We start from the raw sequence: 20,557 nt of genomic DNA on the forward strand, positions 1-20,557 counted from the left end.
CCTGAGTTTGGTCATCTCGGCTTGATCCGTGCTGGCGCAGTGCTGTGACCTGTGGTGATGGTGGTCTTAGTGCGCGGTTTCACGCACTAACGGGCTGGCCTACGCTCGGTGGGTGGCGTTCATTCGACGGGTCCGGACCGCGTCCGGGGCGACGGCTGTGCAGATCGCGGAGTACGTCGGCGGGCGTCGTCAGCGGATCGTGGAGCACCTCGGGTCGGCGCACTCCGAGGCCGAGCTCGGCCTCCTGCTGGAACGGGCCCGCGGCCTGCTTGCCGACGGCCGGCAGGGTGTCCTTGACTTGGGTCTGGAGCCCACGACGCGCGCGGTGGGACTGGTCCCGGCTCCTGGCGAGCCGGCCTTGCTCGGCGGCCAGCCGGTCCCGTCTCAGGCGCCGCGGGTCGGTCCCGCGCGGGTGGAGTCGACCGCTTCGCGTGTCTTGTTCGACGCTCTGGTAGGCGTGTTCGCCGACCTGGGGTTCGACGGGATCGGGGACGAGACGTTCCGGGACCTGGTGATCGCGCGGATCGTGGAGCCGACCTCGATCCTGGACGTGGGGCGGGTTCTGAAGGACCTGGGCCACAGCCCGGCGAGCGAGAAGACGATGCGCCGCACCCTGGCCCGCTGCGTCGGCAACGGCTACCGCGACCAGATCGCCGGGTTGTGCTTCGATCACGCGCAGGCCAGCGGTGATGTGTCGTTGTGTTTGTACGACGTCACCACGCTCTACTTCGAGGCCGAGAAAGAGGACGGGCTGCGGAAGGTCGGCTACTCCAAGGAACGACGAGTCGACCCGCAGATCGTCGTGGGCCTGCTGGTGGACCGGTACGGGTTCCCGCTGGAGATCGGCTGTTTCGAGGGGAACAAGGCAGAGCGCCTGACGATTGTGCCGATCATCGAGCAGTTCCAGGCTCGCCACGGTATCGAGGGGATCGTGGTGGTCGCCGACGCGGGCATGCTGTCGGCGGGCAACCTGGCCGAGCTGGACCGCGCCGAGCTCGGGTTCATCGTCGGCTCAAGGATGACCAAGGCACCGATCGACCTGGAGTCCCACTTCCGCTGGCACGGGGACGCGTTCACCGACGCCCAGGTCATCGACACCATCACCCCGAAGACCGGGCAGAACCTCGAGAACGACCCGATGCTGCGCAGCGAACCGGTCTGGGACCCGGCCACGCACACGCGGTCCTGGCGGGCGGTGTGGTCCTTCTCCCGCAAACGGTTCGTGCGCGACAACGCGACCTTGACCCTGCAGGAGAACCGCGCCCGGGACGTGATCGACGGATCCCGGACCGCGAAGGCCACGAGGTTCGTCAAGACCAGCGGGGACGCACGCACCCTGGACGAGAAGGCACTGGCCCGAGCCCGAGCGCTGGCCGGGCTGAAGGGCTACGTCACCAACATCCCGGCCACGGTGATGCCGCCGGCAGAGGTGATGACCTGTTACCACGACCTGTGGCACGTGGAGCAGTCCTTCCGGATGAGCAAGACCGATCTGGCCGCCCGGCCGATGTTCGCCCGCACCCGCGACGCGATCGAGGCGCACCTGACCATCGTGTTCACCGCCCTGGCCGTCGCCCGCGCGGCCCAGGACCGCACCGGCCTGGCGATCCGCAACATCGTGCGCCAGCTACGCCCCCTGCGCTCGGCAACGATCACCATCAACGGCACCACCGCCACGTTCCCGCCCGCGATCCCCACCCCACAGCAGACCATCCTCGACGCACTGAACCGCGACGACGTCACGCACTAACCCGAATGACCAAACTCGGGACTCATCACGCTAGCGGACTGAGAACTCGGCGCTGACACGCTCCCCTGGGTGCGGCACTCGGGGAACACGGGAGCCTCTGCGAGATGGCCACTCGTGGCTTCGCCAGGACCGTGAGGGCTGTCACCGACCCTCACGGGAGGGAGCCCGCCCATGTCCGCCACAACCTTGAAGAATCACATCCACCTGGTGTCGTTGAGCGAAGCCGCCGACGCCCTCGGCATCTCGGTCAAGACCATCCGTCGCCGGATCGCCGATGGGACGATCGCCGGATACCGAGTCGGACGCCTCATCCGCGTGGACTCCCACGAGGTGCGCGACCGTCTCGCCATCCGGATCCCTACGATCCGCTAACCCGAAGAAGGACTCTGGGCCCGCAAAGGCTGGGCCGGACGCCCCAGATGACCCCGCGACACGCCCGAGACAGACACACATTCTGGCCGCTAACCCAACTGCACGCGATGGTGCACATGTGGTGCCCGCGAGAAAGGGCCAGGTCAGAAATGCCTTCTGACCTGGCCCTTTATGGTCGGGGTGACAGGATTTGAACCTGCGACCTCCTCGTCCCGAACGAGGCGCGCTACCAAGCTGCGCCACACCCCGGATCGCCTACCGCAGGCCCTTGGGCTGCGGAAGCCTGCTCAGCATAGCCGACACGAGGGCCGGGCACGAAACCGAAATAGCGGTGAGCCGGCTCACGCCAGCTCGACCACGATCTCGACCTCGACCGGGGCATCCAGGGGGAGGACGGCGACGCCGACCGCGGAGCGGGCGTGGGGTTCGCCGAAGATCTCGCCCAGGACGTCGCTGGCGCCGTTGATCACGGCGGGCTGGCCGGTGAACGACGGGGCGCTCGCGACGAAGCCGACCACCTTCACCACACGAGCGACCGTGTCGAGGCTGCCCGTGAGCGACCGGACGGCGGCGAGAGCGTTCAGCGCGCACGTGCGTGCGAGCTCGTTGGCCAGTTCCGGGTCCACGAGGCCGTCGCCGTCACCGACCTTGCCGGTGGCGAGGAGGGCGCCGTCGGCCATCGGGAGCTGGCCCGACGTGTAGACGTACTGTCCCGTGCGGACGGCCGGGACGTAGGAGGCGACGGGCGGGACGACGTCGGGCAGGGCGATACCGAGATCGGCGAGCCGCTGCTCGGGACCGGCGGCGGACTCGGCCGCGGTGCTCACTGCTCGCCCGTCGGGCGCTTGAGGTAGGCGACGAGCCCGGTGCCGTCAGGACCGGGAACGACCTGCACGAGCTCCCAGCCGTCGGAGCCCCACTGGTCGAGCACGGCCTTGGTGTTGTGGATCAGGAGAGGGATCGTCGAGTACTCCCACGTGGTTGCCATGTGGCCGATCGTAGCCCGGCGGCCGCAGGCACCGTACACACGACCCGCACACCGCACGGCCCTCGGTAGCGGGTGTCGGCACAGGCTTTCCTACTACCCTGGAGCGCATGTCGTCGGCCCATCCCCTGAACGCCGAGCAGCGGCGGATCACGCGCAAGATCCCCGCCACTCAGTTGATCGCACTTCTCCTCGCCTTCGTCCTGACCGCCGGTGCCGGCGGTCTCATCGGTGCGGGGATGCTCATTCCGCTGGCCGCGGGAACGGACACCACCGTCGACGCGGGCGTGCAGCTGTTCGACGAGGTGCCCGACGAGCTGGAGCTGACGCCGCTGTCCGAGCAGTCGCGGATCTTCGCGAGCGACGGGAAGACCCTGCTCGCCTCCGTCTACGAGCAGAACCGCATCGTGGTGCCGCTGAAGAAGATCTCGAAGCACATGCAGCACGCGGCGATCGCCATCGAGGACGAACGGTTCTACGAGCACAACGGCGTCGACCCGCAGGGCATCGCCCGCGCGGCCGTGAGCAACGCCTCCGGCGCCGCGCAGCAGGGCGCGTCCACGCTGACGCAGCAGTACGTGAAGAACTCCCTCATCGAGGAGGCCCTCAAGGACGACGACCCGTTCGGCATCCTCGACGCCCGCGAGGACTCCATCCAGCGCAAGATCCGCGAGGCCAAGCTCTCGATCGCCATCGAGAAGAGGATGACGAAGGACGAGATCCTCGAGGGCTACCTGAACGTCGCGCAGTTCGGCGTGAGCATCTACGGGGTCCAGGTGGCCGCGCAGCGCTACTTCAGCAAGAACGCCGCCGATCTGAACGTCGTGGAGGCGGCGACGATCGCGGGGATCACCAAGGAGCCGAGCCATTTCGATCCACTGGAGAACCCCGAGACCAACCAGGATCGCCGCGACATCGTGCTCAACAAGATGTGGGCTCTCGAATACATCTCCGACAAGGAGTACCAGGAGGCACGCGACACCCCGATCGAGGACACGCTCAAGCCGCGCAAGCTGCAGCTCGGCTGCGAGGAGGCGCCCGCCGGATCGGCCTTCTTCTGCGACTACGTGATCAAGGAGTTCCTGCTGAGCGAGGAGTTCGGCGAGACCCGCGAGGAGCGGTACGACCTGCTCTACCAGGGCGGGCTCGACATTGTGACGACGCTCGACATGAAGAAGCAGAAGGCGGCCCACGAGACGATCAACAAGGTCGTGCCGACCAGCGATCCGAGTGGCCTGGACGCGGCGATCACGTCCGTGGAGCCGGGGACCGGCAAGATCCTCAGCATGGCGCAGAACAAGCCGTACGACGCCTCCGAGGAACCCCAACCGCTGCACACCGCCCTGAACTTCTCGGCCGACTACCTGCACGGTGGATCGACAGGATTCCAGCCCGGGTCGAACTTCAAGCCCTTCGTGCTCACCGAGTGGCTGCGCTCCGGGCACCATCTGAACGATGTGCTGCCGGCGACGACGGTGACACTGCCCCAGGGGTCGTTCTCAGCGGGGTGTGAGGGTGCGTCACTTGCAGGTGCCGATTGGCGGGTGCGTAACGCCGAGGATGCGTCGAGCAGCTCCATGACCGTGTCACAGGGCACATATCAGTCGGTGAACACCGTCTACGCGCGCATGTCGCAGCGCATGAATCTCTGCGGCATCCGGAAGTCCGCCTACGACGCCGGGTACCGCCCGTCCCTGCACGCCAGCATTGACGGCGGTGGACCGATTCGGGGCGAGGCGACGGCCAGGGACATCGAGGTCCTGCCGTCCATGACGCTCGGGACGCAGCCCACCACGCCGCTCTACATGGCTTCGGCCTACTCGACATTTGCCACGGGCGGCACGTACTGCAAGCCGGTCGCGATCCTCTCGGCGGAGACACGCGGCGGTGAGAAGCTCGACGTGCCGACCGCGGGGTGCAAGCAGACCCTGGAATCGAACGTCGCGAACACCGTGGCCTATGCCATGACCAAGGTGTTCACCGGGAGCCCTTGGGGCACCGGCTGGACGGTCAGGGACAAGTTCGCCGCGACTCGCCCCGTCGCCGGCAAGACGGGGACCACGCAGTCGGGGTACCAGAGCTGGTTCACGGGATTCACGCCGAACCTGGCCACCTCCGTGTGGGTCGGCCAGGCCAAGGGCAACGACCCGCACCAGAACATTCTCGTGAACGGCGGCACGTACAACTACGAGAAGCCCGGCCAGCCCTACCCGTGGCTGTACGGAAGTTCCGTCGCGCTTCCCGCGTGGGACCTGTACACGACCGAGGCGATGAAGGACATGCCCGTCGTGAAGTTCCCGAGCCCGGACCCGAATCTGGTCGGCAGAGCTCCCGTCCAGTCCGAGCCCGACGATGGCGGCGACGACTCCGGTGACGGTGGCGACTCCGGCGACGGCGGAGGCGACGGCAACGATGGTGGCGGAAACGGCGGTCCTGGCAACGGCGGTGGCGGCAACGGCGGTGGCGGCGGCAACGGCGGCGGATCCGAGGGGAACGACTGACCCATGGCCGTACGCACAGCGCTGACCGCGCTCGCGACCGTCGGCGGTGCCGCGGCCGCCGGGCTCGCCTACGCGCATCTCGAGTCGAAGCTCTTCACGGTGCGCCGCTTCACGGTCCCGGTCCTGGCGCCCGGGCAGCGTCCGGTCCGGGTGCTGCACATCAGCGACCTGCACCTGACGCCCGCGCAGCACACGAAGCAGGAATGGGTGCGCTCGCTCGCGGGCCTCGCGCCCGACGTCGTCATCAACACCGGCGACAACTTCGGGCACCTGCGGTCACTGGCCCCGTTGCTCGACGTGCTGGGGCCGCTCATGGAGGTACCCGGCGCGTTCGTGATGGGCTCGAACGACTACTTCGCGCCCACGTTCAAGAACCCGGCCCGCTACCTTCTGCCGGACGCCCGCGAGGAGCGTGACGACCTCGTCCCGCTGCCCACCGAGTCCCTGGCGAAGGCGTTCCGCGAGGCGGGCTGGGCGGATCTGACGAATCGCCGGGACACGATCACGCTCCGCGACGGCCGCGTGATCGACCTGGTGGGCATGGACGATCCACATCTGGATCGCGACGTCATGCCGGAGCCACGGACGGCCGTCGGCGGCAGGACCGCGACGGCGCGTCACCTGGCCGGCGCGAACCCGGTCGAGGGCGAGACTCGTGGCGTGGACGTCGCCGACGCCCATGACGATCGCCAGGGCCCTCTCCTGCGCTTCGGCGTCGTTCACGCCCCGTACCAGCGCGTCCTCAACCAGCTCCGGGCCGACGGCACCGACCTGATCTTCGCGGGCCACACGCACGGTGGCCAGCTCTGCCTCCCGGGTATCGGCGCCCTGGTCACGAACTGCGACCTGGACCGTGGTCGCGCCTACGGCCTGCACGGCTGGCCGGGCCCACGCCCGGACCAGGACGGCGGCGAGGACTCCACCTGGCTCCACGTCTCCGCCGGCGGGGGCACGTCCCCGTACTGGCAGATCCGCTTCGCCTGCCGCCCGGAGGCCACGCTCCTCACCCTCACGGCCAAGGTGAGTTAGGGCAGTACGGCTCCTCACGTCACACGCCGATGGCCCGGACCGTTCAGGTCCCGGCCATCGGCATGTGGTGGTGCGGTGCCCGCCTCAGCGCGCCCGCCGCTCCAGCCGGTCCATGTCCAGCAGCACCACGGCCCGCCCCTCGCGGCGGACCCACCCGCGGGTCGCGAAGTCGGCCAGCGCCTTGTTGACCGTCTCGCGCGAGGCGCCGACCAGCTGGGCCAGCTCCTCCTGCGTGAGGTCGTGGGCCACCCGCACGCCGTCGTCGTTGGGCTCGCCGAAGCGGGTCGACAGGTCCAGCAGGGCCTTGGCGACGCGGCCGGGGACGTCGGAGAACACCAGGTCGGCCAGGGTCTCGTTGGTGCGGCGCAGGCGCCGCGCGAGCGCGCCGAGCAGATGCATGGAGACGTTCGGGTGCTCGCCGATCCACTTCACCAGCGCGTCGTGCCGGAGCTCGTAGACGAGCGCGTCCGACACCGACGACGCCGACGCCGTGCGCGGACCCGGGTCGAACAGCGACAGTTCGCCGAACATCTCGCCCGGCCCCAGGATCGACAGCAGGTTCTCGCGGCCGTCGGCGGAGCGGCGGCCGAGCTTGATCTTGCCGGAAGCGATGACGTAGAGCCGGTCCCCGGGCTCGCCCTCCCGGAAAAGAACGTCGCCACGGACCAGGTCCACCGGGACCATCGACTCGAAGAGCGCGCGCGACTCACCGCTCTCCATGTCCGCGAACAGGGGTGCTGAGAGTACGACCTCGTCGTCCACCAGTGATGTCCTCACTTGTCGGGGACCAGGTGCCTGCGCGCGGCGATCACCGGCGCGACGTCCTGAAGTCCGTGTGTTGTTCCAGTACCCAGTGTGCCGCACGATCCGCGAAAACACCTTGATCGAGGCGTGTCCCTCGCGGCGTGGCGCGGCACACGCGAGGTCAGGGGACCTGCCGCTCCTCGGGCCCGTTGTACTCGCACACCGGACGGATCAGGGCGTTCGAGGCGCGCTGCTCCATGATGTGCGCGGTCCAGCCGGTGACGCGCGACGCCACGAACAGGGGCGTGAAGATGTTCGTGTCGAAGCCCATCAGGTGGTAGGCGGGCCCGGCCGGGTAGTCGAGGTTCGGCTTGATGCCCTTGCGCTCCGCCATCGCCTGCTCGAGCGTGTCGTACAGGTCGAGCACCTCGTGCTTCCCGTAGTGCTCCACCATGTCGCCGAGCACGGCGCGCATGGTCGGCACCCGCGAGTCGCCCTTCTTGTACACGCGGTGGCCGAAGCCCATGATCTTGCGCTTCGATGCCAGGGCCTCGTCGAGCCAGGCCACGGCCTTGTCGGCCGTGCCGATCTCCTCGAACGTCTCCTGCACGGCCTCGTTCGCGCCGCCGTGCAGCGGGCCCTTGAGCGCACCGATCGCGCCCGTCACGGCGGAGTGCAGGTCCGACAGCGTGGAGGTGATCACGCGCGCTGTGAACGTGGACGCGTTGAAGGAGTGCTCCGCGTACAGCACCATCGACGCCTCGAACGCCTTGACGACGGCGGGGTCGGCCTCCTCGCCGAACGTCATCCACAGGAAGTTCGCCGAGTAGCCCAGATCGTCGCGCGGCGGCACGATCTCCTGGCCCCGCCGCCGGCGCTGGTCCAGGGCCACGACCGACGGCATGACCGCCCACAGCCGCAGCGCCTTGGCGAGCTCCGCGTCGACCGAGGAGTCCTCGGCCTGCGGGTCGTGCGCCCCGAGCTGCGACACCGCGGTGCGGCACACGTCCATCGGGTGGCAGTCGTCGGGCAGTTCCAGGATCGCCGCCCTGACGTTGTCGGGCAGGGCGCGGGCCGCGCGCTCGGCCTTCGTCTGCTCGTCGAGCTGGTCCGACGTCGGCAGGTCGCCGTGCCAGAGCAGGTACGCGACCTCCTCGAAGCTCACGCGCGCGGCGAGGTCCTGCACCGGGTAGCCGCGGTAGAGCAGCGAGTTCGTCTCGGGGTTGACCTTCGAGATCGCACTGGTGTCGGCGATCACGCCGGCCAGGCCCTTGCGGATCTCGCTGGTGGGGGTTTCGGTCATGCTGTCACTCCTTCGTGAGGGGCTGGTGGGGAGCGGTCAGTGCTGGTGGTTCCGGCCTGGCTCGTAGGTGAAGATCGCGGAGTCGAAGTGGTTGTAGCCCGCGTAGTCGATGAGTTCGTAGAGCCGGGCCCGGGTCTGCATGTCGCCGACGACGGCGTGCTGGGTGCCCTCCGCGTTCAGCGTGTCCAGCGTGCGCTCGGCCGCGCCCATCGCCATGCGCAGCAGCGTCACCGGGTAGATCACGAGACGCGCTCCGGCGTCCTCGAGCTGCTTGACGGTGAACAGCTCGGACTTGCCGAACTCCGTCATGTTCGCCAGCACCGGCACGTCCACGGCCGAGGCGACGGCCTCGAACTCCGACAGATCCCGCATCGCCTCCGGGAAGATCGCGTCGGCGCCGGCATCGGTCAGGGCCTTGGCCCGGTCGATCGCGAGCCGCAGCCCGCGCTCGCCCGGTTCGGTCCCGCGCACGTCGGTGCGCGCCATGATGAGGAAATCCGGGTCGCGGCGGCCGTCGACGGCGGCCCGTACGCGGCGTACCGCCTCGCCGAGCTCCACGACCTCCTTGCCGTCCAGGTGTCCGCAGCGCTTGGGATTCACCTGGTCCTCGAGGTGCATGCCGGCGACTCCGGCGTCCTCCATGGTCTGCACGGTGCGGGCGACGTTCATCGGCTCGCCGAACCCGGTGTCGGCGTCGACCAGCGTGGGCAGGTCGGTGACGCGCGCGATCTGGCCCGCCCGGGCCGACACCTCGGTCAGGGTGGTGAGCCCGATGTCGGGCAGCCCGAGGTCCGCCGACAGGACCGCGCCCGAGACGTACACGCCGTCGAACCCCTTGTCCTCGATGAGACGCGCGGACAACGGGTTGAACGCGCCGGGGAGGCGCAGGATCTCGCCCGAGGCGAGCGCTTCGCGGAAAGCCCGGCGTTTGGCGGCCGGCGTCTGACGGCTGAACAGCATCAGCGGACCTCCGCTCCGGTGGTGGCCGGCGTGGCCGCTCCGGGGGCCGAGCCGGCCGAGACCCCTGCGCCGGCGGTCGCGGCACGCCCGGACGCCGGGGAGCCCGCCATGTCGAACAGCCCGCGCGGCGGCTCGACGTCGTCCAGCAGCCCGGGCCGCGCCACGATCGTCAGTTCCCGGACCTCGGCCGGCGTGAGTTCCGGGAGGCGCCCGGCGAGGTCGAGGAAGCGCGCGATCTCCGGCTCCTCCAGGACGCCCTCGGCCAGCGTGCGGAACTTCGCGACGTAGTTCTCGCGGGCGAACGGGCGGGCGCCCAGCGGGTGCGCGTCGGCGACCGCGATCTCGCGGGCCACCGTCTCGCCCGAGGCGGTGGTGATCTCCACGCGGCCGCCGAAGGCCTTCTCGGCCGGGTCCGTGGAGTGGTAGCGGCGCGTCCACTCCGGATCCTCGGTCGTCGTGACCTTGCGCCACAGCTTGACCGTGTCGGGCCGCTGTGCCCGCTCGGGGGCGTACGAGGCCACGTGGTGCCAGCCGCCGTCCTGCAGCGCGACCGCGAAGATGTACGGCACGGAGTGGTCCAGTGTCTCGCGGGAGGCGGTCGGGTCGTACTTCTGCGGGTCGTTCGCGCCTGAGCCGATCACGAAGTGGGTGTGGTGGCTCGTGTGCAGCACGATGCGCTCGACGTTGGCCGGGTCGCGCAGGTCCGGCCGCTCGGTGCCGAGCGCGCGCGCCAGGTCGATGATCGCCTGCGCCTGGTACTCCGCGGAGTGCTCCTTGGTGTAGGTGTCGAGGATGCCGGTGCGGGGCTCTCCCGCGCCCGGGAGGACGACGTCGTACGCCGCGTCCGGGCCGTCCAGCAGCCAGGCGACCACGCCGTCCTCGCCCTCGTAGATCGGCTCGGGGGAGGTCTGGCCGCGCATCGCGCGGTCGACCGCCTCGACCGCGAGCTTGCCCGCGAACGCGGGCGCGTGCGCCTTCCACGTGGAGATCTGGCCCTTGCGGGACTGCCGGGTGGCCGTCGTGGTGTGCAGCGCCTGGCCGATCGCCTGGAACACGGTCTCGGTGTCGAGGCCGAGCATCGTGCCGATGCCGGCGGCGGCGCTCGGGCCGAGGTGCGCGACGTGGTCGATCTTGTGCCTGTGCAGACTGATCGCCTTGACCAGGTCCACCTGGATCTCGTAACCGGTGACGATGCCGCGCAGGAGCGCCGCCCCGTCGGCGCCCGTGTGCTGCGCGACGGCGAGGATCGGCGGGATGTTGTCGCCCGGGTGGGAGTACTCGGCGGCCAGGAAGGTGTCGTGGAAGTCGAGCTCGCGCACGGCGACGCCGTTCGCCCACGCGGCCCACTCGGGGCTGCAGGTCCGGTCGGTCGCCAGGCCGAACACCGTCGCGCCCGGAGTGTACGGGTGGGCCACGGCCTGCGCGCGGGACGCGATTCCCGGGCCGCGCGTCAGGCTGGCCGCCGCGACCGCCGCGTTGTCGATGACGCGGTTCACGACCATGTCGGTGATCTCGGGCGTGGGCGCGACCTGGTCGGTCGCCAGCTCGGCCAGCTTCCACGCGAGCTGATCCCGGCGCTCGAGGCTCTCCGCGCTCTTGTAGACGCGGAGATGATGGGTGTACGGCATTCTGTGCTCTCCCGATGCGATCGGCGATACGACGTCGTAGCGTCGTCCAGCCTATGCCGTGAATCTGACGCGCCGGTTCGTGGAACCGCGCGGAACTACGCCGCGACTTCGCGAATCCGGAACTCTTCCGGCGCCTGGACGCGGGCCATGATCGGATGTCGGCCTCCCTCGATACTCTGGCGGGCGTGACGACTCCCGAGACGACCAGCACCGTGGACGCCACTCCGACCGGCGAGAGCCGGCTCGCGCTCGTGCGCCGGGCGCGGCGGATCGACCGGGTGCTGGCCGAGACCTACCCCGATGCGCGGGCCGAGCTCGACTTCACCACGCCGCTCGAGCTGCTGGTCGCGACCGTGCTGAGCGCGCAGACCACCGACGTGCGCGTGAACGCCGCGACGCCCGCACTGTTCGCGAAGTATCCGGACGCGGCCGCCTACGCGGCGGCGGACCCGGAGGAACTGGAGGAGGTGCTCCGGCCGCTCGGGTTCTTCCGGGCCAAGGCGAAGGCGGTCATGGGGCTCGGCAAGGCGCTCGTGGACCGGTTCGACGGCGAGGTGCCGGGCCGCCTGCAGGACCTCGTGACGCTCCCGGGAGTGGGGCGCAAGACGGCGAACGTCGTGCTGGGCAACGCCTTCGGGGTCCCCGGGATCACTGTCGACACGCACTTCGGGCGGCTCGCGCGGCGCCTGGGGTTCACCACCGAGGAGGACCCGGTGAAGGTCGAGCACGCGGTCGGGGAGCTGTTCCCGCGCAAGGACTGGGTCATGCTCAGCCACCACCTCATCTGGCACGGCCGGCGGGTGTGCCACGCGAAGCGGCCGGCGTGCGGCGCGTGCCCGGTGGCCCGCTGGTGCCCGTCGTCGGGCATCGGCGAGCAGGACCCGGTCGCGGCTGCCGCGCTGGTGCGCACGGCCGGACCCAACTGAGCCGGTCGGTCTCCGCTGCTCCGGGCACCTCCTTGCGCCCGGTCGGGGCGTGCCGCCCATGCCCGGCGCAGGTTGCCGCGTCCGGCGTCGCCTCGGGACGTCACGCACCCCAGAGCGCATGCCGGTCCGCCACGGGGCGGAGCCAGTTCACCAGGATCTCACTGACCTCCTCCGGGGCCTCCTCCGGGAGGAAGTGACCGACCCCGGGGACGACGTCGTAACGGAAGTCCCGTACCAGACGGGCCGCGTCGAGGTCGGCGATCTCCGGGCGCACCAGGCCGTCCGCGGACCCGTGGATCTGGAGCGCGGGAATCGCCAGCGGACGGCGCACGGCGGCGCGGAGCCGGCGTCCCGAGGCGCGGGGCGCCGAGCGCACCGACCATCGCAGCGCTTCCATCGCCGAGTGCGCCGCGAACGGGATGCGCATGACGTCGCGGTACCGGGTGACGTCGTCGGGTGCGAACGGCACGGCCGCACCGTGCGCGAGAACCCGCGCGACGAGATAGCCGCCGGTCAGCGCCCGCTCCGGCATCGTGGGCAGCTGGTAGAAGGCGAGGTGTCGCAGGGCCAGGGGTGTCAGGGCGGCCCGTCCGGGGACGACGACGCGCGCCGGGTGCGGCGCCCCGAGCGCGGCCACGCCGGCCACCACCCGCGGATGCAGCGCCGCCACGCCCCACGCCAGGATGCCCCCCGTCCCGTGCCCGACGAGGACGGCCCGCTCCCGCCCCAGCGATCGCACCACGCCGGCGACGTCGCGTGCGCGGGCGAGCACGTCGTACCCGCCGGGAGGCTTGTCGGACGCTCCGGAGCCGCGCACGTCCATCGCCGCCACGCGATAGCCGGCCTCCGCCAGCGCGGGAATCTGGTGCCGCCACGCCCACCAGAACTGCGGGAAGCCGTGCAGCAGGACGACCAGCGGCGCGAGCCGGTCCGCCGGCCCGGCGACCGCGACATGGAACCGTGACCCGCCCGAGGCCACCATCTCGTGCCGCCACGGCCCGTCGGGCAGCGCAACGGCGACATCGCTCGGGGGAGCACTCGAGGTCCGGGACACCACGGTCACGGTTCGAACTTACGCGACCCGCGTCGGCCCTGCGGGGTGAATCGGTGCGCCGGGCGCCCGACCCAAGCTGTACCGGTGTGCGGGCCCCCGACCCGGGCTGTACCGGTGTGCCCTACGCCCGATCGTGGGCGGGCGCGATCTTCACGTCCCGCCGGCGCACCTTCCACGCATCCCGCGGGACGGGCCGCGGTGATGTGGCTGGGCCAGAAACTCCGGCCGCGATCGTCGGCCCGTGCGTTCCGTGGGGGATCGCGCTCACCGAGGCGACCGCGGAGCCGTCCTGGACTGGCCGCGTCGCGGGCCGGACGCGGGCTTCGCGGTGGGACCGCCGTCGTCGGCCACCGCCGTCGTTGCGGCGTCGTCGGGCTTCGCGGCCTCCGTGACCGGGACTTCGGTGGCCTCCTCCGGCTCGGCGGCGCGCTCCTTGGGCGGGTCGAAGCGGTAGCCGACGTTGCGGACGGTGCCGATGAGCTGCTCGTGCTCGGGGCCGAGCTTGGCGCGCAGGCGCCGCACGTGGACGTCCACGGTGCGGGTGCCGCCGTAGTAGTCGTAGCCCCAGACCTCCTGGAGGAGCTGGGCGCGGGTGAAGACCCGGCCCGGGTGCTGCACCAGGTACTTGAGGAGCTCGAACTCCTTGTAGGTGAGGTCGATCGGCCGGCCGCGCAGGCGGGCGGTGTAGCCGCCCGCGTCGATCGCGAGGTCTCCCGCGGCGATCTCCTGCTGCGACTCCTCGGCAGGGCCGCGCGCCGAGCGTTCCACGACGAGTCGCAGCCGGGCCTCGACCTCGGCGGGGGAGGCGGACTCCAGCAGCAGGTCGTCGGCGCCCCATTCGTGCGTGACGACCGTGAGGCCGCCCTCCGTGAGGACCAGCACCAGAGGGACCGTGAGCCCGGTGGCGTGCAGGAGTCGGCAGGTCGTGCGGGCGGCGACGAGGTCGCGGCGAGCGTCGAGCAGGACGACGTCGGCGTCCGGGGCATCCACGAGAGCGGACGGCTCCATGGGCAGCACACGGACCCGGTGCGACAGGAGCCCGAGGGCCGGGAGCACGTCAGCCGATCCGCCGTTGGCGGGTGTGAGGATCAACAACTCTGCCATCGACGCACCTCCTCTCGCCGGTCAGGCTCTGCGGAAGTCTGCCTTGTTGCTTGTTGCGTGCATGTTACACGGCCTTTTCCTGGACGCGATCGGCGACGTCAGGGCACGTGACCGGGTTGTGAAGCGAGCGTCGGATCCGCGCGTGTCGGCCGTTCGGGGCGCGCGGGTGCACGCGCGTTCCGGGCGCACCGGGGTGTCCATGCGCTGCGACTCGGTCATCTGGAACACTCTGGGGCGTGTCTGTGTCATCCCGTGCCGTGACGACCGCCGTGCTCGCCGCGGCCGTGGCAGCCGGCGCCTATGTCGAACCACGTCCCCTGGCCCTCGTCGGCGTGGCGGGGCTCCTGGTGGTCCTGCTCGCGCTCGGCTGGCCGAACATCCTGCGGCTTCCGGCACCGGGAGGATCTCGGCTCGTGGTCCTGCTCAGCGGTCTCGGCGCGGCCGCCGCGACCTGGTACACGCCGAGCGAGCCGGTGCTCCGGCACCTGCCGATGATCATCGCGATCGCCTTCGTCCTGGCGTTCCTCGCGGAGATGATGCGGCGCGACGGCCGCCGCCGGCTGACCGAGTCGGTCACGGGCACCGTGTCCGGGATCGTCGTCGCCGTCTGCGCGGCGGGCTGGGTCGCCGCCGCCCGGACCGAGGCCGGCGCGATGCTCGTCGCGACCGCCGCGTTCGCGCTGGCCATCGCCGCGGCATCGGCCGCGCTGCCGCTGAAGGGCTGGCGGGCGCTCATCGTGGCGGTCGTCGCCGCGGTGGTGACGGGCGGCGGCGTCGCGACCCTGCTTCCGTCCATGGACACCGTCAGCGGGTCGTGGACGGGCGCCGTCGCAGGGATCGTCGTGGGCGGTCTCCACCTGCTCCTGGAACGCCTGCCCGCGCTGAGGGGGAAGCTCGCAGGGCTGTCCGCCGCGACGATCCCCGTCACGGTGACGGGCATGTTCGTCTTCGTGGTGGGGCGCCTCGTCATCCTGTAGCCCGCCTCCTGCCGGCCGACCTCTTGCAGGCGGGTGACGGGCATCGCCGTCGCCGGCGACACCGTGGTGAGGTGCCACGGATTTCACGCTCAGGGCGTTCTCGGCGAATGGGCGTTCTCGGCGAATGGGCTCCGTGACGTCGTCGCCCGCGCCTACAGCTCGGGCAGCGCCGCGCGGGCTCGCTCCGGGCCGGTGCCGGTCGCCTCCAGCATGTCCACCAGCGGCGAGCGCAGCAGCATGACGAGCGACTGCACCTGCCAGTCGCCGGAGCCGACGGCGTGCGGGTCCGCCAGGCCCGCGGTCTGCTCCAGCACCTCCCGCGCGCGTAGCCCGGCCCCGCCCCGGCCGACGTCGGACGCCAGCAGCCGCACGCCCGCCGCGAACCGTTCGACACGGTCCGCGACCGGGCCGACGTCGTGCGGCACCTCGGCCGCGACGACCGCGGCCGAGCGTCGCGCGAGCACCCGCACGGAGCGCATCGCCCGGTCGGTGAGGACGGCCTGCTCCTCGAGTCGTTCCAGTTCGTACCGGTGGCGGCGGCCCACGCTCACGCGCGCCAGGTCGTGGGCGCCGCGGGCGGCGGTCTGCCACTCCTCGAGCACCGGCTCGGACGCCCGCCCGCGCACGAGCGCGGCGCGCGCCGCGGAGGCGTCACGCTCTCGCATCCCGCGCGCGAGCACCTCCAGGGTCTCGGCCAGCTCGGTCAGCGCCCGCTCGCCGAGGGCCCGCGGGCGGCGCCGGGTGTCGCCCGGCACCAGCACCGCCACGAGCAGTGCGATCGCCCCGCCGACCAGTGCGTCCGTCCACCGCCCGAGCGGCCCGCCGGACGCGGCGGGCAGGCCCACCACGATGATGGCCTGCGCCCCGGCCTGCATCACGAGCAGCGGCCCGGAGTCGATGAAGCGCGCGAGCACCGCGGAGACGAACAGCACCACCGTGAGCTGCCACCAGCCCGATCCGATGAGGTGCACGATCAGGTCGCCCATGCCGACGCCGACGGCGACGCCCACCGCCAGTTCCGCGACCTTGCGGACGTCGCGTTGCGAGGTGAAGCCCAGGCACAGCCATGCCGCGACGGGGGCGAAGAACGGCTCCGCGTGCCCGAGCAGCCGGTTGGCGATCAGGTAGGCGAGGCCGGCCGCCACGGCCGCCTGGCCGATCGGGACGAGCCCCGCGCGTGCTCGTGTCCAGCCTTGCCGTATCCGCGTGCGCAGGACCAGGACGCGCAGTGCGCGCCGGAACATCGCGTCCGCGGGACCCGGGAGTGCGCTCAACGCCGCGCCCGGGGGTCCGTCGGCGCGGCGTCGACGTGCCTCACACCCGCCTCACAGGAGCCCGTCGCCGCCGCGCAGGCCGGGGGTGAGCCGACCGTGCGACTCCGGGCGGTCCGCCGAGAGTCCCTCACCCGGCACCACGGTCTCCTGCGCGGCCGCCACCTCGACGACGTCGCCGCCGGCCTCCGACACCACCAGCAGTTCCGCGTCCTCCGGGACGCTGCGCTTCAGCACGGCCAGTCCGACGGGTCCGAGCTCGTGGTGCCGTGCGACGGAGGTCAGCTTCCCGACGACCTTGCCCGACGACGCCCCGGGAGCACCCTCCGGCCGCAGGCGGACCTCGGCGCCGGGCTCGGGGATGACATGTCCGGACCCGTCGAGGTGCAGGAACGTGAGCCGGCGCGGCGGCCGGCCGAGGTTGTGCACCCGGGCGATCGTCTCCTGGCCCCGGTAGCAGCCCTTGGCCAGGTGCACGGCGGTGCGCAGCCAGTCGAGCTCGTGCGGGATCGTTCGCTCGTCCACGTCGCGGCCCAGCCGCGGACGCCAGGCCTCGATGCGCAGCGCCTCGGTCGCCCAGGTCCCGGCGAGGCGCCAGCCCGTGGCCTCGCGGGCCGCGACCTCCTCGGCCAGCGACTCGGCGGGGACCAGCACGAGCCGCCAGTGGCGGTCCGCGCCGGGGTGCTCATTCTCCGGCGGGCCGTACCGCGTGCCGCCGCCGACCACGTGCGGCCACGTGTCGCGCCAGGTGACCGGCTCGTCCTCGGTGCCCTCGGCGTCGACGGCCTCACCGATCGCGGCGTACCGCCCGGTGAGGTCCTCGATCTCGACGCGCATCATGAACTTCATGCGCTCGAGCCACGCCGCGAGCCCGGGCGCCGAGGCGCGCTCGGTGATCAGCCAGGTGGCCTCGCCGTCGTCGACGACGCCGGCCGCGTGCTCGGCATGTCCCTGCGGCGAGAGGACGAACAGCTCGGTGGACTCGCGCGGTCGCAGGTGCTCGACGTCCTGCGAGGTGATGGAGTGCAGCCAGCTGAGCCGGTCGGGCCCGGCGACGCGCACGACGCCCAGGTGGGACTGGTCGACGACGGCGCCGCCGTGCTCCAGCGCGCGCTGTTCGGCCACCGGGTCGCCGTAGTGCCAGGCCACCCCCTCGTCGGGTCCGGTCGCCGCGACGGCTCCCGGTCGGGCGAGCAGGGGGCTCGTGTACGTGGTCACGTCATTCACCTTCTCCACAGCGCCCTGGCGGAGGCGCGAATTCCCGCTCTCGACAGTGTCTCCCGGCACAGCGAGCCTACGACAGGCGGGTCACTGCCGGTCGAGCTCGCCCGAGGCGTAGGAGCGGAGCGGCTCGCCGAACGCGGCCAGCTCCTCGACCCACAGGAGACGTCCCTCCACCAGGCCGTACAGGCGCTTGGACGCGCGCACGTCGCTCGACGTCGACGTGCGCGCGATGGCGTCGCTCGCCAGGTCGACACGGCCGTTGCCGACGGCGCCGACGTACAGTGTCATCCGCCCGGCGGCGTCCGCGGCGACCACCTCGAGCGGGTGGCGGTCCTCCTCGAGCCCTTCGGGCCGGTCGGTGGAGACCCGCCAGTAGCCGGTCTCGGTCGACCACACGGCGTCGCCGGTCTCGCCGTCGACCGGCTCGCCGGTCGTGACGCGCAGCGTCGACTCGAAGCGGAGGTACGGGCCGCCGTCGTGGTCGAACGTGAGCTCCTGCGTGAACGGCCGCTTGCCGACCGCGGGGTGGTCGATGACGCCGCTGCCGTTCCACGTGCCCACCAGCCAGGCCAGCGGATACACCTCGGGCGAGAGGCCCTCGGGGAACGTGAAGGGCATCAGCGCTGGCCGGAGAAGAGCTTGTAGACCGTGTACCCGGCGAACCAGGTGATGGTCAGGACGGCGGCCACGAGGAGGCCGATGAACACGCCTTCGAGCGCCTGGTAGTCGTGCATGGTGGGATCCTAACTGCCATGACCGACACGCACCGGCCCCTCGTGATCAAGACCACCTCGGGTCTCGATCGGCCCGAGACGACCAACCAGGCCTTCACGGTCGCCGCCGCCGCGGTGGCCGCCGGGGCCGAGGTGAGTCTGTGGCTCGCGGGCGAGGCGTCGTGGTTCGCGCTGCCCGGGCGGGCGGCCGAGCTGGAACTGGAGCACGCCGCCCCGCTGCCCGAGCTCCTGGAGGCGGTGCTCGCGGCGGGCACGGTCACGCTCTGCACGCAGTGCGCGGCGCGGCGCGACATCGGGCCCGACGACATCCTGCCCGGCATCCGCATCGCCGGGGCCCCGGTCTTCGTGGAGGAGATCCTGCGCCCGGACGCCCAGGCGCTCATGTACTGACGCCGGTCGCTGCCGTAGGCTCGTCGCGTGATCCTCTCCGCACAAGGACTCGTGACGCTGATCATCGGCTGGGGCGTCCTCATCGCGCTCGTCGTCGCGATCGTCGACGCCGCGCGACGGCCGGACAACGGCTACCGGTCCGAGGGCAAGCTCGACAAGACGAAGTGGATGCTCATCCTCGGGTTCGCGGGCGTCGTCGCCCTTCTCGGCGCGCTCGGCATGATCGGGGTCTTCCTCAACCTGGTCGCCGTCGTCCCGGCCGCCATCTACTGGGTCGACGTGCGCCCGCGCCTCCTGAGGTACGGCACGGGCGGCGGCCCGCAGCGCCCGGGCGGGAACGCCGGCGGATGGTGACGCGCTCACAGGTGGCGCCGTCGTCGGACACGAAGATCGGTACTCACGGCCCGACCGTGGCCGACGCGGCGGCTCCGCTGGCGCACGTCCTGCGCGGTGGCCTCGTCGAGTCCGTCCATCTCGGGCACCTCGTGGTGCTGGGCCCCGACGGGGCGGTGCGGCTCGCGGTCGGGGACCCGGACGTGGTGATCTGGCCGCGGTCGTCGGCCAAGCCGGTGCAGGCGCTCGCGATGCTGGAGCACGGCCTCGACCTGCCGGACCCGCTCCTCGCGCTGGTCGCGGCGAGTCACAACGGAGAGCCGTTCCATCGCGCGGGTGTGCGGGAGATCCTCGGCCGTGCCGGGCTCACCCCGGGGGACCTGCGGAACACGCCCGACATGCCGCTGCACGCCCCATCGGCGTTCGCATGGCAGATGGCGGACCACGTCGAGGAGGGCGACGGTCCGGGCCCTGCGCCGATCGCGCAGAACTGTTCCGGCAAGCACGCGGGGATGCTGGCGACGTGCGTGGCGGCCGGCTGGTCGCGCGAGGGCTACCTCGAGATCGACCACCCGTTGCAGGTGGCGGTCCGCGAACGGCTCGCCGCGCTCACCGGCGTCGAACCGGCTCGCGTCACCGTCGACGGCTGCGGCGCGCCGCTGTTCAGCACCACCCTGTCAGGCCTGGCGCGGGCGTTCGGCCGGATCGCTGCCGCGCCGGACGGGCCCGAGGCGCGGGTGGCGCGGGCGATGAACGCCCACCCCGAGATGGTCGGGGGCGACGGGCGCGAGGCGACGCTCGCGATGCGGGCCGTCCCGGGCCTGGTCGCGAAGGACGGGGCCGACGGTGTCTACGGCGCGGGCCTGCCGGACGGTTCGGCCGTCGCGTTCAAGGTGCTCGACGGCGGTCCCCGGCCGCGGCCCGCGATCCTCGCCGCCGCGCTCCGGGCGGCAGGCGCGGCCGACGTGCCCGGCGCGGACCCGGCTGCGCTGGACTCGATCGGCGACGTTCCGGTCCTGGGCGGCGGGCGCCCGGTGGGACGGGTATCGGTGCCCTTCGCGTAGCGCGGCCCCGTGTGCGCCCGGTCGGTCGCGGTGTCGGCTGCGCGTGATGTGGTCGGCTGGGTGTCGGACGGTCGGCCGCCCGGGTAGCCGACCATCCGACATGGCGCCGACCATCCGACATGGCGCCGACCATCCGACATGGCGCCGACCATCCGACATGGCGCCGACCACTCGACATGGCGCCGACCACTCGACATGGTGGCGACCA

Annotated in this window: 20 protein-coding genes and 1 tRNA gene; 9 read left to right on the forward strand and 12 right to left on the reverse strand. The window is 71.6% G+C overall.

The window, feature by feature from the left end:
- Positions 1-112: 112 nt before the first annotated feature.
- Positions 113-1,750, forward strand: a complete 1,638-nt coding sequence (locus IIE03_RS05210) for an IS1634 family transposase (RefSeq protein ID WP_192861465.1) — start codon at positions 113-115, stop codon at positions 1,748-1,750.
- Positions 1,751-1,921: 171 nt separating this feature from the next.
- Positions 1,922-2,122, forward strand: coding sequence for a helix-turn-helix domain-containing protein (locus IIE03_RS05215; RefSeq protein ID WP_192861692.1), 201 nt, complete (start codon positions 1,922-1,924; stop codon positions 2,120-2,122).
- Between the two features lie 172 nt (positions 2,123-2,294).
- Here IIE03_RS05215 and IIE03_RS05220 read toward each other — a convergent pair.
- From IIE03_RS05220 to IIE03_RS05230, 3 genes are all read right to left on the reverse strand, one after another.
- Positions 2,295-2,371 (reverse strand) — tRNA-Pro (locus IIE03_RS05220).
- A 92-nt stretch (positions 2,372-2,463) separates the two neighbouring features.
- On the reverse strand, positions 2,464-2,949 hold the full coding sequence (locus IIE03_RS05225; protein ID WP_192861693.1) for a RidA family protein: 486 nt from the start codon (positions 2,947-2,949) through the stop codon (positions 2,464-2,466).
- Positions 2,946-3,110 carry a DUF4177 domain-containing protein gene (locus IIE03_RS05230; protein WP_170176929.1) on the reverse strand — a complete coding sequence of 55 codons (165 nt, stop codon included), beginning with the start codon at positions 3,108-3,110 and terminating at the stop codon, positions 2,946-2,948. The genes IIE03_RS05225 and IIE03_RS05230 overlap by 4 nt, the downstream gene beginning before the upstream one ends.
- A 107-nt stretch (positions 3,111-3,217) precedes the next feature.
- Between IIE03_RS05230 and IIE03_RS05235 the strand changes: the two genes are divergently transcribed.
- The gene (locus IIE03_RS05235; protein ID WP_192861694.1) at positions 3,218-5,608 is read left to right on the forward strand and encodes a transglycosylase domain-containing protein; all 2,391 of its coding nucleotides are present in this window, start codon (positions 3,218-3,220) and stop codon (positions 5,606-5,608) included.
- A gap of 3 nt (positions 5,609-5,611) precedes the next feature.
- Positions 5,612-6,637 carry a metallophosphoesterase gene (locus IIE03_RS05240; protein ID WP_192861695.1) on the forward strand — a complete coding sequence of 342 codons (1,026 nt, stop codon included), beginning with the start codon at positions 5,612-5,614 and terminating at the stop codon, positions 6,635-6,637.
- 84 nt (positions 6,638-6,721) lie between these two features.
- Here the strand turns inward: IIE03_RS05240 and IIE03_RS05245 are convergent, their stop codons facing one another.
- The 4 genes from IIE03_RS05245 to IIE03_RS05260 all read right to left on the reverse strand — a co-directional run bounded on the left by IIE03_RS05245 (position 6,722) and on the right by IIE03_RS05260 (position 11,272).
- Entirely contained in the window at positions 6,722-7,399 is a 678-nt protein-coding gene (locus IIE03_RS05245; RefSeq protein WP_318842813.1) for a Crp/Fnr family transcriptional regulator, read from the reverse strand.
- Between the two features lie 163 nt (positions 7,400-7,562).
- The gene (locus IIE03_RS05250; RefSeq protein WP_192861696.1) at positions 7,563-8,684 is read right to left on the reverse strand and encodes a bifunctional 2-methylcitrate synthase/citrate synthase; all 1,122 of its coding nucleotides are present in this window, start codon (positions 8,682-8,684) and stop codon (positions 7,563-7,565) included.
- Positions 8,685-8,720: 36 nt separating this feature from the next.
- Positions 8,721-9,644 (reverse strand): methylisocitrate lyase, encoded by a 924-nt coding sequence (gene prpB, locus IIE03_RS05255; RefSeq protein WP_192861697.1) that lies wholly within the window; start codon positions 9,642-9,644, stop codon positions 8,721-8,723.
- Positions 9,644-11,272, reverse strand: a complete 1,629-nt coding sequence (locus IIE03_RS05260; protein ID WP_192861698.1) for an MmgE/PrpD family protein — start codon at positions 11,270-11,272, stop codon at positions 9,644-9,646. Before IIE03_RS05260 ends, prpB begins: the two co-directional genes overlap by 1 nt.
- 155 nt (positions 11,273-11,427) lie before the next feature.
- On the opposite strand from IIE03_RS05260, the gene nth reads away from it, so the two are divergent.
- Complete coding sequence (gene nth / locus IIE03_RS05265) at positions 11,428-12,198, forward strand: endonuclease III (RefSeq protein ID WP_192861699.1); 771 nt, start codon at positions 11,428-11,430, stop codon at positions 12,196-12,198.
- Positions 12,199-12,298: 100 nt separating this feature from the next.
- On the opposite strand, the gene IIE03_RS05270 is transcribed toward nth, so the two are convergent.
- On the reverse strand, positions 12,299-13,261 hold the full coding sequence (locus IIE03_RS05270) for an alpha/beta fold hydrolase (protein ID WP_318842814.1): 963 nt from the start codon (positions 13,259-13,261) through the stop codon (positions 12,299-12,301).
- 255 nt (positions 13,262-13,516) lie between these two features.
- Positions 13,517-14,356, reverse strand: coding sequence for a winged helix-turn-helix transcriptional regulator (locus tag IIE03_RS05275; protein ID WP_192861700.1), 840 nt, complete (start codon positions 14,354-14,356; stop codon positions 13,517-13,519).
- Between the two features lie 236 nt (positions 14,357-14,592).
- Here IIE03_RS05275 and IIE03_RS05280 point away from each other — a divergent pair, with 236 nt between their 5' ends.
- Positions 14,593-15,333, forward strand: coding sequence for a hypothetical protein (locus tag IIE03_RS05280; RefSeq protein WP_192861701.1), 741 nt, complete (start codon positions 14,593-14,595; stop codon positions 15,331-15,333).
- Positions 15,334-15,485: 152 nt separating this feature from the next.
- Here IIE03_RS05280 and IIE03_RS05285 read toward each other — a convergent pair whose 3' ends face one another.
- From IIE03_RS05285 to IIE03_RS05295, 3 genes are all read right to left on the reverse strand, one after another.
- Complete coding sequence (locus IIE03_RS05285) at positions 15,486-16,607, reverse strand: FUSC family protein (protein ID WP_225997299.1); 1,122 nt, start codon at positions 16,605-16,607, stop codon at positions 15,486-15,488.
- 51 nt (positions 16,608-16,658) lie between these two features.
- Positions 16,659-17,822, reverse strand: coding sequence for a CAF17-like 4Fe-4S cluster assembly/insertion protein YgfZ (gene ygfZ / locus IIE03_RS05290; protein ID WP_192861702.1), 1,164 nt, complete (start codon positions 17,820-17,822; stop codon positions 16,659-16,661).
- A 90-nt stretch (positions 17,823-17,912) separates the two neighbouring features.
- Positions 17,913-18,446, reverse strand: a complete 534-nt coding sequence (locus IIE03_RS05295) for a heme-binding beta-barrel domain-containing protein (RefSeq protein WP_192861703.1) — start codon at positions 18,444-18,446, stop codon at positions 17,913-17,915.
- A gap of 134 nt (positions 18,447-18,580) precedes the next feature.
- Here IIE03_RS05295 and IIE03_RS05300 point away from each other — a divergent pair, with 134 nt between their 5' ends.
- Genes IIE03_RS05300 through IIE03_RS05310 form a run of 3 tightly spaced genes read left to right on the forward strand, consistent with a single transcriptional unit; the run spans position 18,581 to position 20,349 of the window.
- Entirely contained in the window at positions 18,581-18,952 is a 372-nt protein-coding gene (locus IIE03_RS05300; RefSeq protein ID WP_192861704.1) for a DsrE family protein, read from the forward strand.
- Between the two features lie 27 nt (positions 18,953-18,979).
- Positions 18,980-19,306, forward strand: coding sequence for a DUF2516 family protein (locus IIE03_RS05305; RefSeq protein ID WP_192861705.1), 327 nt, complete (start codon positions 18,980-18,982; stop codon positions 19,304-19,306).
- Entirely contained in the window at positions 19,300-20,349 is a 1,050-nt protein-coding gene (locus IIE03_RS05310) for an asparaginase (RefSeq protein WP_192861706.1), read from the forward strand. The genes IIE03_RS05305 and IIE03_RS05310 overlap by 7 nt, the downstream gene beginning before the upstream one ends.
- Positions 20,350-20,557 lie beyond the last annotated feature (208 nt).

This window comes from Myceligenerans pegani, from assembly GCF_014892515.1.
Lineage (GTDB): Bacteria > Actinomycetota > Actinomycetes > Actinomycetales > Cellulomonadaceae > Myceligenerans > Myceligenerans pegani.